The organism is Shewanella sp. AS16, assembly GCF_021412365.1.
GTDB classification, from domain to species: Bacteria; Pseudomonadota; Gammaproteobacteria; order Enterobacterales; family Shewanellaceae; genus Shewanella; species Shewanella salipaludis.
Map to the genome: position 1 here is coordinate 544,297 of NZ_JAKCLK010000003.1, position 16,035 is coordinate 560,331.

The 16,035-nt window shown below is 37.4% G+C and carries 14 protein-coding genes and 1 pseudogene; 14 read left to right on the plus strand and 1 reads right to left on the minus strand.

The genetic code is table 11. The features are described 5' to 3' along the window. Positions 1–69: 69 nt before the first annotated feature. From LZP73_RS10970 to LZP73_RS11025, 12 genes are all read left to right on the plus strand, one after another. Complete coding sequence (locus LZP73_RS10970; protein WP_234235018.1) at positions 70–1,041, plus strand: Wzz/FepE/Etk N-terminal domain-containing protein; 972 nt, start codon at positions 70–72, stop codon at positions 1,039–1,041. A 213-nt stretch (positions 1,042–1,254) separates the two neighbouring features. Next, positions 1,255–2,331: a dTDP-glucose 4,6-dehydratase gene (rfbB, locus tag LZP73_RS10975; protein ID WP_234235020.1), complete on the plus strand. Its 1,077-nt coding sequence runs from the start codon at positions 1,255–1,257 to the stop codon at positions 2,329–2,331. Between the two features lie 51 nt (positions 2,332–2,382). Further along, positions 2,383–3,252, plus strand: a complete 870-nt coding sequence (gene rfbA, locus LZP73_RS10980; protein WP_234235022.1) for a glucose-1-phosphate thymidylyltransferase RfbA — start codon at positions 2,383–2,385, stop codon at positions 3,250–3,252. 2 nt (positions 3,253–3,254) lie between these two features. Continuing rightward, the gene (gene rfbD, locus LZP73_RS10985; protein ID WP_234235024.1) at positions 3,255–4,136 is read left to right on the plus strand and encodes a dTDP-4-dehydrorhamnose reductase; all 882 of its coding nucleotides are present in this window, start codon (positions 3,255–3,257) and stop codon (positions 4,134–4,136) included. After that, complete coding sequence (gene rfbC / locus LZP73_RS10990; RefSeq protein WP_234235026.1) at positions 4,137–4,682, plus strand: dTDP-4-dehydrorhamnose 3,5-epimerase; 546 nt, start codon at positions 4,137–4,139, stop codon at positions 4,680–4,682. It begins immediately after the preceding gene. Next, positions 4,679–5,593, plus strand: a complete 915-nt coding sequence (locus LZP73_RS10995; protein ID WP_234235027.1) for a glycosyltransferase family 2 protein — start codon at positions 4,679–4,681, stop codon at positions 5,591–5,593. The genes rfbC and LZP73_RS10995 overlap by 4 nt, the downstream gene beginning before the upstream one ends. Continuing rightward, positions 5,590–6,657 carry a glycosyltransferase family 4 protein gene (locus LZP73_RS11000; RefSeq protein WP_234235028.1) on the plus strand — a complete coding sequence of 356 codons (1,068 nt, stop codon included), beginning with the start codon at positions 5,590–5,592 and terminating at the stop codon, positions 6,655–6,657. Before LZP73_RS10995 ends, LZP73_RS11000 begins: the two co-directional genes overlap by 4 nt. Continuing rightward, positions 6,650–7,414 (plus strand): glycosyltransferase family 2 protein, encoded by a 765-nt coding sequence (locus tag LZP73_RS11005; protein ID WP_234235029.1) that lies wholly within the window; start codon positions 6,650–6,652, stop codon positions 7,412–7,414. Before LZP73_RS11000 ends, LZP73_RS11005 begins: the two co-directional genes overlap by 8 nt. After that, positions 7,404–8,633, plus strand: coding sequence for an oligosaccharide flippase family protein (locus tag LZP73_RS11010; protein ID WP_234235030.1), 1,230 nt, complete (start codon positions 7,404–7,406; stop codon positions 8,631–8,633). The genes LZP73_RS11005 and LZP73_RS11010 overlap by 11 nt, the downstream gene beginning before the upstream one ends. Further along, positions 8,599–9,615, plus strand: coding sequence for a hypothetical protein (locus LZP73_RS11015; protein ID WP_234235031.1), 1,017 nt, complete (start codon positions 8,599–8,601; stop codon positions 9,613–9,615). Before LZP73_RS11010 ends, LZP73_RS11015 begins: the two co-directional genes overlap by 35 nt. 10 nt (positions 9,616–9,625) lie before the next feature. Beyond that, positions 9,626–10,705, plus strand: coding sequence for a hypothetical protein (locus LZP73_RS11020; protein ID WP_234235032.1), 1,080 nt, complete (start codon positions 9,626–9,628; stop codon positions 10,703–10,705). An 8-nt stretch (positions 10,706–10,713) separates the two neighbouring features. Continuing rightward, on the plus strand, positions 10,714–11,763 hold the full coding sequence (locus tag LZP73_RS11025) for a glycosyltransferase family 4 protein (protein ID WP_234235033.1): 1,050 nt from the start codon (positions 10,714–10,716) through the stop codon (positions 11,761–11,763). 361 nt (positions 11,764–12,124) lie between these two features. Here LZP73_RS11025 and LZP73_RS11030 read toward each other — a convergent pair. After that, positions 12,125–12,989 (minus strand): annotated as a pseudogene (locus LZP73_RS11030) (IS5 family transposase). Between the two features lie 854 nt (positions 12,990–13,843). Here LZP73_RS11030 and wecA point away from each other — a divergent pair. Beyond that, on the plus strand, positions 13,844–14,887 hold the full coding sequence (gene wecA, locus LZP73_RS11035; protein WP_234235035.1) for a UDP-N-acetylglucosamine--undecaprenyl-phosphate N-acetylglucosaminephosphotransferase: 1,044 nt from the start codon (positions 13,844–13,846) through the stop codon (positions 14,885–14,887). Positions 14,888–14,983: 96 nt separating this feature from the next. Continuing rightward, a complete protein-coding gene (gene galU / locus LZP73_RS11040) occupies positions 14,984–15,868 on the plus strand; it encodes a UTP--glucose-1-phosphate uridylyltransferase GalU (protein WP_234235037.1) in 885 nt (294 codons plus the stop codon). Positions 15,869–16,035: the final 167 nt, after the last annotated feature.

Here is a 16,035-nt window from a genome sequence, read left to right on the forward strand (position 1 = left end):
TCTCTTTAAAAACGCTTCGCTTCTAGATTCTAGAAGCGAAGCGTTCTACTTCCCAGATAAAAAAGACTTATGACTAAACAAATACCTCAACCTATTTATGATACAAACTTCCTCTCCCCACCGCAGATGGAAAGTTCCGACGAAATCGATCTCCGTGAACTTTTCTCTGTCATCTGGCAAGGTAAGTGGCTGATCGTTGCTATTACTGTTGTGTTCGCATTTGGCTCAGTTATTTTTGCGGTTATGCAGCCCAATATTTACAAGTCTGAAGCATTACTTGCACCGGCATCTGAAGAGCAAAATGGTGGTTTAAGCGGCTTAGCATCACAGTTCGGCGGTTTAGCAAGCCTTGCCGGAGTGAATCTTGGGGGCAAGGGCGGAGTAGATAAGACCCAGATGGCGATAGAGGTGATGAAGTCACGCCAATTTGCCAGTGCTTTTATTCTAAAACATGATCTATTGGCTGATCTCATGGCTGCAAAAAAATGGGACATGACAAATGACAAGCTTATTTATGATGCTGATATTTATAACGAGCAAACCAAGACTTGGATGCGTAAGGTAAAGGCACCGTACGAACCCGAACCATCGATGCAGGAGGCTTATAAAGAGTTTACTAAAATCATCAGTGTGAATGCGGCTAAAGACACCGGCATGGTGACGGTAGCTGTGGAACATCTATCGCCTAGCGTTGCCCAACAGTGGGTCACTTGGTTGGTACAAGACATCAACAAGGTGATGAAGGACCGTGATGTTGCCGAGGCCAATCGCAGCAGTGAATTTTTAAACAAACAGATTGCACTCACAAATGTTGCCGATATTCGCTCAATTCTTTACAAGCTAGTCGAAGAACAAGCAAAAACTATCATGTTCGCCGAAGTGCGTGATGAATACGTTTTTAAGACTATAGACCCGGCATTAGTGCCAGAAGAAAAGGCCAAACCAAAACGTGCTCTTATTTGTGTATTAGGAACTATGCTGGGTGGCATGTTAGGTGTAATGTTTGTGCTTATCAGGCATTTTGCAAGGAAAGAAGATTGAGATTCTCTGCTTTTGTAATTTCTAAAAGCGCAGCGTTCTAAATACTGTCCTAAAATGGCTTACAATGATAGCAAAGAATAGATTGTCTCAAAATGAATAATAGTCTCTCAGAAAAGTTTGAAAGACTGAGATGGTAAACTGAAACTTTTCAATATTTATAATTCTTATATAATCATTTAGCATGGTTATAATCATCGATTTTGGTTGTGAAAAATGAAAATTCTTGTCACTGGTGGTGCAGGTTTTATTGGTTCTGCAGTCGTTCGTCATATCATCAATAACACTCAAGATAGTGTAGTTAATGTAGATAAATTAACTTACGCTGGTAACCTTGAATCACTTGTAAATGTGGAAAAAAATGAAAAATATTCGTTTGAGCAAGTTGATATTTGCGACCGAGTTGAATTAGACCGCGTTTTCAAACAGCATAAACCTGATGCAGTGATGCACTTGGCTGCGGAGTCTCATGTCGATCGTTCAATCACAGGCCCAAGTGATTTTATTCAAACAAACATTGTTGGCACTTATAACCTGCTTGAAGCAACTCGTTTATATTGGAACGAGTTAGCCGCGGAAGCAAAGAAAGCCTTTCGGTTTCATCATATTTCTACTGATGAGGTTTACGGTGATTTACCTCATCCTGATGAGGTTCAAAGTCCAGAAGAGTTAACTCTTTTCACCGAAACAACACCCTACGCACCAAGTAGCCCTTATTCAGCTTCAAAGGCTTCAAGTGATCATCTAGTTCGGGCATGGTTGCGCACTTACGGTTTACCGACCATAGTTACTAATTGCTCTAATAACTATGGCCCTTTTCATTTTCCTGAAAAGTTAATCCCCTTAGTGATTCTCAATGCATTAGAAGGTAAGCCTCTTCCAATCTATGGTAAAGGTGATCAAATACGTGATTGGTTGTATGTAGACGATCATGCTCGAGCACTTTATAAAGTAGTCACAACCGGTGAAGTGGGGGAAACCTACAATATTGGTGGTCATAACGAAAAACAAAATCTCGAAGTAGTACAAACTATTTGCAGTATTTTAGATACGCTAGCACCAAGAAATGTGCCTTATGCAAAGCAAATTACTTATGTCACAGACAGGGCTGGTCATGACCGTCGTTATGCGATTGACTCAAGTAAAATGAGTCGTGAGTTAAACTGGCGACCAGAGGAAACCTTTGAGTCGGGTTTACGTAAAACTATCGAATGGTATTTGACTAACCAAAATTGGTGTAAACATGTACAAGATGGAAGTTATCAACGCGAACGCTTAGGCATTAATTCTTAAACGAGACATTTTTTATATTTGGTATGTTTAACGTGTGGCATTTGAGGATTTATGAAAGGAATTATTTTAGCTGGTGGTTCAGGAACTCGTTTATATCCTCTCACAAGAGGGGTGTCAAAGCAGTTATTACCAGTATATGACAAACCAATGATCTATTATCCATTGTCAACATTAATGCTTGCTGAGATAAGAGATATATTGGTTATAACAACGCCAGAAGATAATGAAAGTTTTAAACGTTTATTAGGTGATGGTTCAGATTTTGGTATCAATCTTACTTATGCAGTGCAACTATCACCAGATGGATTGGCTCAAGCATTTTTAATTGGTGAAGAATTTATCGGTAAAGATTCCGTTTGTTTAGTTTTGGGTGATAATATTTTTTATGGACAATCCTTTAGTCGAACATTAAAGAGTGCAGCGAATAGAGGAAAGGGGGCCACAATCTTTGGTTATCAAGTCAAAGACCCAGAAAGATTTGGCGTGGTTGAATTTGATGAAGGTATGAAAGCCATATCGATAGAAGAAAAACCAACTAAGCCTAAATCCAATTATGCGGTTACAGGTCTATATTTTTACGACAGTAGTGTTGTTGAAATGGCAAAGCACGTTAAGCCATCGAACCGTGGTGAGCTAGAAATTACTACCTTAAATGAGATGTATTTGAATCAAGGTAATTTAAATGTTGAATTACTCGGTCGCGGCTTTGCATGGTTAGATACCGGTACGCATGAAAGTTTGCATGAGGCCTCTTCTTTTGTGCAAACGATAGAACATGTGCAAGGCTTAAAAGTGGCTTGCCTAGAAGAGATAGCTTGGCGTAATGGCTGGTTGAGCTCTGAACAACTCGCTGAATTGGCTAAGCCAATGATGAAAAACAACTATGGTCAATATTTGGAGCGTTTAGCAAACGGCGCTTAAGAATGAAAATATTAATAGCTGGTAAAAATGGCCAATTGGGTCGTTGTTTAGTGAATCAACTCGAAGCACAGACTGATATATCTTTTTTAGCTTTAGACCGTGAACAGCTTGATATCACCGACCCAATTCAAGTCAATAAAATCGTCACAGAATTTCAACCTAATATAATTATTAATGCAGCAGCTTACACTGCAGTTGATAAAGCTGAACAAGATACTAAACTAGTCTACTCTGTTAATAGAGACGGCCCACAAAATCTTGCGCTAGCGGCATGCAAAGTTAATGCTACCATCATCCATATTTCGACAGATTATGTTTTCGATGGCAGCAGTTCTAACAGCTATACTGAGTCAGATGTGACTGCACCTCAAGGAGAATACGGTCGTAGTAAATTAGCAGGTGAGCAAGTGGTTGCTAATGCTTGTCCTAGACATATTATAATAAGAACAGCGTGGGTTTTTGGTGAGCATGGTAATAATTTTGTTAAAACCATATTGCGGCTTGCTAAAAAGAAAGATTCCTTAGCTGTGGTTGCTGATCAGTTTGGTGGCCCTACCTATGCGGGTGATATAGCAAACGCAATACTGATAATCTCAAATCAGCTTGCTCGTGATGATCATGATCATACTTATGGTATTTATCATTTCTCTGGTTTTCCATATGTAAGTTGGCATACATTTGCACAAAATATACTCGATATCGCTGTGGAGCAGGGGCTATTAGACAAGCCCATTCAAGTTAATCCAATTATAACGCTAGATTATCCAACCCCTGCGAAACGTCCAGCAAACTCACGCTTAAACTGTCATAAAATTGATAGAATATTTGGTATTCAACAAAGTGATTGGAAAGTAGCCTTAACTAAAATTCAAGAGTATTCATAAATGAACGTTATCGATACGAAAATCCCAGATGTGAAGATCATTGAACCAACGGTATTTAGTGATGAGCGTGGCTTTTTTATGGAAACCTGGAACCAACAAAAATTTGAGGAACTTGTAACTCGTAAACCAACAAAGTTTGTGCAGGATAATCACTCTAAGTCAAAGAAAGGCATACTACGAGGCTTACATTATCAAGCAGTAAATACTCAAGGGAAACTGGTGCGCGTTGTTTCTGGTGAGGTATTTGACGTTGCTGTTGATATACGTAAAGATTCCAATACATTTGGTCAGTGGGTTGGTGTATATTTATCAGCGGAGAACAAACGTCAATTATGGATACCTGAAGGTTTTGCCCATGGGTTTTATGTAACTAGTGATGAAGCTGAATTTGTATATAAGTGTACGGATTACTATAGTCCTAAGTTTGAGATAACCTTGAAGTGGGACGATAAATTAATTGACATAGAGTGGCCTATCTTAGAAGCCCCAATTTTATCTGAAAAAGATATTAAAGGAATTAGCTTGAACAATTGGTGTGAGAAATGAAGCCTCTTGTTAGTGTTATAATTCCTGCCTTTAATGTTGAGAAATATGTTTATGAGGCAATATCAAGTATATTGCAGCAGACATATGAAAATTTAGAAATTATTGTTGTCGATGATGGTTCGACGGATAATACAGTATCCGTATGCAAGAACATAGTTTCAATTGATAATCGAGTGAAGCTGTACCAGAATGAAACGAATTTGGGAATTGCAGAGACTTTAAATTATGCCATTTCAATATCAGCCGGGACCTATATTGTTAGAATGGATGCAGACGATGTTTCTTTTCCTAATAGAATAGATGAAATGTATGATTTTTTAAATAACTCAGACGTTGATATTGTTGGAACTGGAACGATAACTATCAATGAGGCTGGTGATGAAGTTGGTAGATATATGCCAATTGAAAAGCATGAGGATATATTAAAAACTTTAAAATATGCTTCTCCATTACTACATATATGGATGTGTAAAAAAAGTTTATATAAGGAAGTGGGTTTATATAGATTCCCTCCTGTTGAAGATTATGATTTTCTTTTACGCTGTATAAAAAAGAACTTTAAGCTCCACAATATTCAAAAGCCATTATATAAGGTAAGGATTCGAGGTGGTAATACAGTTGACCTTTATGGTTTTAAACAGTTGAAATCATTTGAAGTGGCTTATCGTAATTATTTAGATGACGAAGTGAAGTTGTTAAGTTCAAGCAGCATGATGGTAGAGCGTTTTAATCAGTTTTTTTATGAAAAATCTAGGGTTTTATTACTTAAAGGAAGTTCATACTGGAAAGGTGGTAATATGCTATTTTCTTTTATGTATTTCTTTTTATCGGCTCTAATTTCTCAATACCAATTTCGATATTTATATAGACGTTTATCTTTATTCTTATATAAAAAGAAAAATAAATTATGAAAAGAAAGTTGAAAGCCGCTTTTATACTGCCCTCATTGGCTAATAGAGGACCAGTGGTATTTACCGCTTACTTGGTTAATGAATTGGTTAAATTGATTGACCTCGTGGATGTTTATTATTTTGATGATATAAGAGAAGTTCAGTTTGACTGTGATTCATATAAAATAAAAAGCATAAGTGATATTGACTATGGGAAATATAACATTGTGCAAACCACAATGTTTAGGCCTGATGTATACCTAGCATTAAACAAAAATAGGTTGTGTCAAGGGGCTATATTGATATCAGGAATGCATAATTATATCTTGGAAGACATGCAGTATAATTATGGAAAGGTTAAAGGTTATATCATTTCTACCTTGTGGATGTTAATGCTTAAACGCTTTGATGCCTTAGTATACTCTTCTAACGAAATGGTGAACTATTATAGTTGTTTTTTAGGACAGAAGAGATATAGCAAAATTCCATACGGAATAGGTAGGTTTGAATTCAGTAATGTAGAATTAGAGTTTGAGAATGAAATAAAATCTCTGAGCTCGAGGTACACAATATTAGGTGCAGTAGGTTTACTGATAAAACGTAAAGGATTTCATCAGTTGATCGAAAGTCTAAAGTATCTTAGTGATTGTGCTTTGATTTTAATTGGTGATGGTCCTGAGAAAGAATCATTGATGAACTTAGCATTAGCTGAAGGTGTTAGTGAGCGAATTATATTTACAGGTTTTCAAAATAACTCAAAAGAGTATTATAAGTATCTTGATATTTATTGTATGTCCTCCTACTCAGAGGGATTTGGTTTGGCAATGCTTGAAGCATTGTCATGCAAAATTCCATTGATCTGCTCGAATTTAAATATTTATAAAGAATTTTTTAATAACAGAGATGTTGGTATTTTCTCGCTTGATAATATAGACTCTCTCGTAGGTGCAGTTGTAAAAGTTAAGTCTGATTTGGCCTTGTTTTCAAGATCATCTTTTGAGTTATTTGAAAAGAATTTTGAGGTAAACGTTATGGCTAAGAAGCATCTTGATTTTTATAACGAATTATTGGATTGCTATGAGTAATTTTATTATTTCTGTAGTTTCACATAATCATTTCGATTTAATTAAAAAAATTGGCTGTCTAGGAAGGTTATCTAGTTTAGATTTTGTTACGATCATAATTAAGACTAACACCAATGAGAATATCAAAGAGTATTGTTTAGAAAATAATATTTATTACATTGAAGACCATCCCAACCTTGGTTTCGGTGAAAATAATAATAAAGTATTTGAATTCTGCAAAAAAGAATTTGACTGTAGTGATGATGATTACTTTATCGTAATGAATCCTGATGTAGAACTTAGTGTTCAAAGCTGCATAAAGTTATACAATTCTTTGGAAGTTATGAAACCTAATGTTGCTGCAATAAATCTTTACAAAGATTTAAATTTTTCGGAGCATGATTATTCCATCAGGCTATTCCCCAAATTTAGCACATTCATTAAATCTTTCTTTGGCTTTGGTAATTCTACATTATATAAAAAAGAGGTACTTACTAACCCAACGGATGTCGATTGGGCTGCAGGGTCTTTTTTGGCGTTTAAATTTGGTTTTTATGATGAGCTTAGTGGTTTTGATACTCGGTATTTTATGTACTGCGAAGATGTTGATATTTGCTTTAGAGCATCTTTACTTGGCACAAGGGTTAAATATTTTCCTGGTGTAAAGGCTATACATTATGCTCAACATAATAATAGAAAACTGTTTAGTAAACACTTTTTTTGGCATGTATATAGTTCGATTTTATTTTTGATTGTTAAAGCTAGAAATGAAAAATAAATTATTATTATTTTCTAAGATACTATCTGGAAACGCATTTTCTCAAATGATAGTTATATTTACTACTCCATTACTAACAAGATTGTATAGCGTAGATGACTTTGGGGTTTTAGGGCTTGTAAATGCTATTCTGCTTATCGTGGGCGTTATAGGATGTTTAAGATACGATCAGTTGATGTATTCCACTATTAATGAAAAAGATTGGAATATTTTTTATTCTAACTCTATATTTTCATCATTTTTAGTTTCTGTTTTTGCGTTTTTTGTTTTAATGATCTTAAATTCAGCGTATGACTATCTAAATTTCGAGTTAATAATTTTAGTTTCATTAATGATTTTTCTATTTTCAATAACACAAATTCTGAGTGCATCGCTAGCAGTGCATAGATTTTATGTTTATATAAGTAATAGCTTTTTATTGAAATCAATATTTGTATTTGTTTCTCAATATATGCTGTTTGATTACTTGGGTAGTTCAGCACTAATTTGGGGGTTGGTTTTAGGGCAATTTTTTCAAGTAACAATATTGTTTTTACTGGTGAGTAAAGAAACGAAACTGGTATACTCTTTTAGTTGTCTTATGTTCCCATCTAAAAACTCTATCTCGAGCACAGTTCAATCTTTATCTAATTCTTTTTCATCGCAGTTACCATCAATCATTATCCCTTCCAAATTTAGTATGGAGTTAATGGGGTATTATAGTATGGCGCTTCGATTAACTTACCTACCAATTACATTTTTCTCCAATGCTTTGAGACCGTACTTATTAGGTGAGCTCAATCGGAAAAGGAATGAGCATGCAAGTGTGTTTAATACTCTTTTATATGGGAGCCTTATTTTATTGTTGTTTTCTATAATCGGTGTCGTACTCATTTATTTTTTTTCAAAACCATTTTTCATTTTGTATGCGGGACCTGAGTGGGAACTCTCTGGTGATATTTCAGTTGTTTTATCATTTTGGATAATGACAGCTTTTTCAAATATTATTTCAACATGTTATTTGACTGTGTACTCTAAGTTTAAGGAACTGTTAGTTTATGACTCATTATTGTTGGTCGCCAGATTGATGGTTGTGATGTTCATGCTCCTACTTAATTTTACTTTTTTTGAATTTATTACTGCATATTCAATAGTTGGTTCTTTTTTCAACTTTTGTATTATATTTTTTGCTATAAAGTTGGGTTATGATGAAAAAAATTCTAATAGTTACAACTCCTGACGGTTTTTTTGCTCAAAATAAAATGCCTTGGAGTAGTATGGATACTCTAAAAATAAAAGATAAATTGTCATCTTATGGTTTTTTAGTTGAAATTGTAGACTTTGACTATATCAAATACAATTTAAATTCAATATCTAATTTCATAATTATTTATACAAGTTCTCAACGCCCTCAGCATAAGCAATATATAGAAGATATTGTATATTATTTAGATGCGGATAATTTCCTAATTCCTTCTTTCGAATCTCTTAAGGCTCACGACAATAAAGGATTTCAGTATCTTTTAAATGAAAAGTATAATCTAGGCTTAATAAAATCTGATTATATTTGTGATGTGAGTGAGTTGAAAGAAAATACTTTAGACTTTCCATTTGTGATCAAACCAGCCAATGGCGCCTCTTCTATGGGTGTTAAAATTGTTGGCAAGTTTAAGGATATTAAAAAGTGCTTGTTTAATAAGGATGATTTATCCTTTAAAGATGTAAAGAGAGTTATAAAAAAATATTTATTAACTAGTAGATATAACCAAGAGTGGGAAGACTATTTGGGGTTTGGTTCCCAAAGGTTTGTTGTGCAAAGTTTGCTACCTGGTTTGAAATATGATTACAAGGTTTTGATTTTTGGTGATAAATTTTACCTTTTGAAAAGGTACACTAGAGATGGTGATTTTAGGGCTAGTGGAAGTGGTATTCACTCTACTATATTTGATGCTGAGGTCTATAAAGTATTAGATGCCGCTAATGAGTTTAAGGAAAAATATCCTTCTCATATATATTCATTAGATATGTGTGTATTCGAAAATAATGTTTCATTAATTGAGTTTCAATTCACTCATGTCGGTCCAGTGACTTTGTCTGATTCAAATTTTTACTTCCAAAATGTTGGTGGTAAATGGGAGAGAATAGAATCTACCAGCTGTCTAGAATATGAATTTGCCAATTCGATAGTACACTTACTTAGTTCAAGTTTCTATACTGATTAGGTCTTTTTGAATGAAGTTACAAAAAAAGAAAATAGGTCTATTCTGGTTGGCATCTTCCGGTCTTTTTTTAACTCAGATTACAATTTTTAGTCCTATTTACTTATCTTTTATAATTGCCTTTGTATTAATGCTATTCTATGGAAGGAGAATCTCTAAGCTATCATTGGTTATTTATTTTTTGTCGTTTACTTTTTGTTTTACTTTGCTTAACTCACATTTTTCACGTGTTTTAAACTTGGCTATCCCCTTTTTATCTTGCATCTTGGTTTATTTTTATTTAAATCGTAGCGTTATAACGCTAAAGAATATTAATCTTGTTATTTTTTTTCCACTTGTTTTGCTGATTTTTGACGGAGTTTGGCGCTTTCTTCATCCAGATCTAACTCTCGATGTAGTTAAATTAGAGGAGAATGGGATTCTATTCCAAATGTACAAATCTAATTCTATCATGTATATGGACTCTAATGCTGTAGGTTTGCAATCTTTATTCTTATTTAGTTCCATTTTGTATTTCAATGCGCGCTTTCAAAAAAGTCGTTTTTTTTATTGTGCTCTTTTTTTAGCATTTGTATCTGTATGCCTCTCATTAAGTCGATCTTCAATTATATGCATGTTTTTAGCTGTGGTTTTATACTTTTTTAGTATATATAGAAGGTTATTCGTATGCCTTTTCCCTGTGCTATTAATGATCGGTTTTTATGTTTCTTATATCTTGTTTGATTTTTTCTTGGATGACCTTAGTTTTCAAAGCAAATTCAAGATATTGCATTTGTTTTTTGCGTATATACAAGATAGTTCTTTTTACGACTTAATTTTCGGATCTGGTGTTGGTAATGGTGAAAATGTGCTTGGCATAGGGGCTCACAATTTTATTGTTATCTTATTTGTTGAATTGGGTTTCTTTCTAGGTTTTCTGTATTCGATGTTTATACTTTATTTATTTTTTGAATTGCGATACAACAGCTTTGTTCTGATGCTTCCTTTTCTAATCGCTTCAAATTCAGCTGGTACTTTGGCTCTCCCGTATTTTTTCTCTTTTGTTGCTTTTGCCATTATGATAGAAAAGAAACAAGCATACATTGTGGAATAGGTTAGTTTATGTATAAAGTTTTACATGTCGTACATAATTATGATGGTTATAGCGGGGCTTCGCTTCAGGCTAAATCTTTGGTTAATTATCTTAATATGTATTGTGTTAACTCTTTCGTATCTACTAGCGAGGGTGTCTCTAAAGAATGTTACTTCATTGGATCGGGGCGATTTAAGAGGGCTGCGGGTTTTGTTTTTTGCCTTATGAAAAATAGACCAGACATTATTCACTTCCATGGAGCAGATTTTTTGCTGCTTATTATTTCTAAATTGTTCAAAGTGAAAGTTTATTGGAAAACAACTTTACATGGGAGTGATGATTTTTTTTCTCTCTGCAATACAGGAAATAAGTTAAGTAAATTTGTTAAGTCTCTTCTTATTTCAGGAATAAATATCAATAATTCATTGACCATACAGAATTATAATGTGAACAAGTTGTATTTACCTGAGGAACGGATTGTTACAATCCCCAATGGTGTTAACTTACCGAGTGTTAGTCTAGATGGTTTTTTTTCTTTAAAAAGTAAAACTGTAATTATTGTGGCAGCTTTGATTCCTAGAAAGAAGATTCTGGAAAGTATATTGCTTTTTAAAAGAAAGTTTGAACCGGATGGGTTTACTCTTAGAGTTATCGGCCCTGATTCAGCATCTCTCGATGGTTTTGAACCTAATTATGTCAACGAGTGTAAAAAGTTAAAGTCTGCAACTATCTCATTTTTAGGGCAAGTAAGTAAGATAGCGTTAGAAAATCACTACTTGGAAAGCATGTATATTATTCTCTTGTCCAATAACGAAGGAATGCCTAATGTCGTTTTGGAAGCCATGTCATATGGTGTTGTTCCGATTCTTTCTGATATGGGAGGTGTCTCGGCTGAGATTGTAAAAAATGGTGTTGATGGTTATATAGTGACTGAACCTGATTGTTTAATAGATTTTCAAAGTTATCGTACTCAAGCTAGTTTAACTATAAAGAAAGTTGAAAAATACTTTTCTTTTTCGGTTGTGTCAAAGAAGACTTTTGGGGAATATGCCAATCTAATGTCTCTAAAAAAGCAGTGACCTAGTTACATTTTCCTATCGTTCAGTCATAGATGTTGCGAAGTACTGGACATACCCCCTTTATGTTGTTTCGTTGGCTAAAAGAATATCGGGAGGGTAAATGGGGCATACCGAGCAAGACCAAGGCAAAAGTGACGAAACCGCAGGATGAAATTGTCTGGCTCAAACGACATTTGGCCGAACTGGAAATCGAGAATGACCTGCTAAAAAGTGACAACGTTTTCAGGCCGAGGAAGCGAGGCTGAATTCTAGTTTGTAGCCAGGTTCACGAACGCTATCCATTGAGCAGCTCTGTGGTTTTGTGGGGCCTAGTTGGTCAAATTATTCGTGGGTAAGCTTGTTGTCATCTGGATTTCCGGTGTTAATTGGCGATCTGACGAACGGGTATACCTAGTCTTATGACTTTGCTCATCACTTTCACGCCGGTCTCACCGACTTGACTGTTGTGGCCTCACAGGCTCAGCTTAGAGCGATGAGTTGCTTGTAGCGGTACATGGCGGTTTCCGATAATGAACGTCGGTGGTAGTCATTGCCTTTCTTCCATTGCAAAACTTAATCACGATTCAGCGCCGCGACGGCCTCGTTTCTGGAATGGTTCTCTTCCCTGTACCTCATGTTTTTTCTGAATGATATTGTTGGGTTACTACCTTGTGTTTCAGCAGCATATGACATTCCTTGGTGTCATATGCGCCATCTGTCGTGACTCGCAGTATCTTGCGTCTCAGTGAGTTTAACAAGGTTGGCAGCACTTCGTTATCCAGCACACTCATCAGGCTGACCTCGGCGGCAATTATGTCGTGCGTGGTGGCATTCTCTGTCAGGTGCAGCTTGCGCGAAGTACGACGCTTTTCTTTGCCATGCTTGCGGGTTTTCTATTCGTCTTGGCCGTAAACTTTCAGTCCAGTGGCATCGACAACCAAGTGTGCAATCGGCCCACGGCTGAGATTGCGGTAGTTAATCTAGACAGTCTTGGTACGCTAGTTGTAATTAAACCAAATACCTAGTTGATGAAGCCTTCCTGTGCCTGAAAGGGAAAATTGAACTGCTCTTTGGGCATCAACGCCGTTTCAATTGCTGTGTCACTGTACTGAAATCCCCGACCTCGACTGCGGTGAGTCCCAGTGGCTCATTGCCTGATCACCTATCTAGAAAGTGAGCGAGCCTCGGTTGGTTAAGGTTCTGTTATATTCCGGCTAATTGGTGATGCGATGTTTGGATTTACTCATCTTGTGTCAGTTCCTGTGTGCTATTCACAGGATCAGATCATCATAAGCGATGAAGGTCACTTATTTAGGAAATAACGTCCATTGCCACTGAAACTGTTGGTTCCGTCGAGCTGGCTCTGTTCTTGACTGGAGTCCAGAGCAAATTAACAACATCAGTACGCGGCTGAGTATGTGTCAGTCAGGCACAAGTGGATTTGCCGGTATATCGCCGCAGACAAAGCGACAGGCGGTAAGCTTTGTAGGGACATAAGCGCTATCGCAAGGGGAGAAATTGCAAGCGTGCTGTCACACCTCAGCCGGTTTCTATTGATGAACGACCCGCGGTGGTAGATACGAGTGAGCGCTTCAGTGATTGGGGAAATCGATATAGTGCTAGGTAAGCAAGGAACCTGTAGGATAGCCACCCTTTCGGAGCGTAAGAACAGGCTCTATCTGGTGAAGAATGTCAGTGCTAAAACCATATCTGCAGCGGTAGTAGATTCCGAAAGGAACAGATTTTTGGTAGGTAACGGGTGAGGGTGTGCTCAGAATGCAGGCTCGATTATATGAGGGCCGAGGAAATGCCTTGGTTTCAGGCAGCCCAGAGCGATGTTCGATGACCCCTAGGCGAGCGTTGCACTTCGGAGCTGAATTCGCGAAACGCCCATTGTGGTCTGTCAGTTGATAACAGCAAGACATAAAAACGAGAACCTGAACCGATGAAAATATAGAGATTTTCTCATTCGTAGTTTCGAAACGCAGCCTAGTCGTTTTTTATCCTAGTGCTGGCTGCTATAATGCTGCTGCTCATTGAACGTAATGATTAAATGATGCACATTTTTTAACATTCTGTATCCAGCTTAAGGAAGAGAATCATGGAATATCTTGTTCCGTTTATCGCTGCTTTTGGTTTGACTTGTATCGCCATAAAAATGCTGCATCCTATTGCTCAACATGTCGGTTTAGTCGATTTGCCTAACGAACGTAAGCTACATGTAGGTGCCGTCCCCTTGATTGGTGGCGTGTCAATCTACTGTAGCGTGTTGCTGGTTTCAGGCATTGTCATTGAACAGAGCCAAGTGTTTAATTTGTATCTTATTTCAGCTGCATTGATCTTGTTCCTTGGTGTGCTTGATGATAAGTATGATCTTTCGGTGCGGTTAAGGATAGTGGCGCAGGTGATTACGGCCTCGATCCTGATTTTTGGTGCAGGACAATATCTCACGTCCTTGGGGAATATTTTTTATTTCTTTGAGCTAAAACTTGGCTATATAGGTGTTTTTGTTACCGTGGTTGCTGTCATTGGTGCGATAAATGCCTTTAACATGGTCGATGGCATCGATGGGTTGGCAGGAATGTTGAGCTTGGTGACCTTTTCTTCCTTGGCGATTTTGTTTTACTCGGCAGGAAATCACTGGTTCATGCTGCCTTTGCTGTTTATTGCGGCAATTATGGCTTACTTGGTGTTTAATTTACGTTGGCCTTATGCCTCAATAGAGAAGGTGTTTATGGGCGATGCCGGTAGTATGCTGATCGGTTTAACAGTGGTGTGGTTGTTGGTGTTGGGAGTGGAGGCCGATAGCCAAGTATTTGTTCCTGTAACTGCATTGTACCTCATAGGTCTCCCTCTGATGGATATGGCTGCGATCATGTACCGGCGTGTCAAGAAGGGTCATTCTCCGTTCAAACCAGACAGAGATCATTTACATCATATCTTCGAGCGTGCTGGCTATAGCCGGAAGCAGACACTCGTAAGAATTTCTTGTGCTTCATTAGTTTTGGCGCTGCTCGGGATAGCCGGTGAGATTTTCAATGCACCTGAATGGTTGATGTTTACTGGTTTTTTGTTGATATTTGCTGGCTACAATTGGGCACTTGCTCATGTATGGCAAATATTAACCTGGATTCGTAGGACTTAGGTCGATTGTTCTAATGACTTTTTGTTAAAATCCTCCGAGAGAGAATTTTTTGAGATTAATTTGTATTTTTTTAAAATCATGGATTTAGGAGTGGTTATGAAAGCTGTTATCCCAGTTGCAGGTCTAGGCACCCGTATGTTGCCTGCGACTAAGGCTATTCCTAAAGAGATGTTGCCTTTGGTGGATAAACCGCTGATCCAATATATAGTCAACGAGTGTGTCAAGGCCGGAGTAAAAGAAATCGTGTTGGTGACTCATGCCAGTAAAAACGCCATTGAAAACCATTTCGATACCTCCTATGAACTTGAGTCCACGCTCGAAAAGCGGGTTAAGCGTCAGCTACTGGAAGAAGTACAGGCGATTTGTCCGAAAGATGTAACTATCATGCATGTGCGCCAAGGTGAAGCTAAGGGGCTAGGGCATGCGGTTTTATGCGCTAAGCCTTGTATAGGTAACCATCCTTTTGCAGTGGTGTTACCGGATGTGATTTTGGATGAGTATGCCGCCGATCAGAAAACGGAAAATTTAGCCGCTATGATTTCTCGCTACAAAACGACGCAAGCCAGTCAGATCATGGTTGCCCCTGTGCCTCATGCCGATGTCAGCAAGTATGGTATCGCTGATTGTAATGCTGCGGGGCTATGTGGTGGTGAGTCGGTTAAAATTCAGCGTATGGTCGAGAAGCCTGCCGTGGATGAAGCTCCTTCGAATTTAGCCGTGGTTGGTCGTTACGTGTTGTCGGAAAAAATCTGGGAGTTGCTGGCGAGAACACCCGCCGGCGCCGGTGATGAGATCCAACTGACAGATGCCATAGATATGCTGATTGCTTCCGACACGGTCGAGGCTTTTCATATGACAGGCAAGTCACATGATTGCGGTGACAAACTGGGCTATATGACGGCTTTTGTCGAGTATGGGCTTAGGGATCCAAAGCTGGGTGTGGAGTTCAGAGGGCAACTGGAAAATATGTTGCGTGCCTAGCCGCACTGCTTGGCATATACCGATACGTTGCCTATAGCAGCTACAGCGCTAAAATATTTTTCATTATGCTTCGAGCATCAGTTCAGAATCTGTTGTTTTACTTACCCTTCATTTTTAAGCCAGGAAGCTATACTTTCTGGCTTTTTTGTTTATTTTGCTTGGTAGAT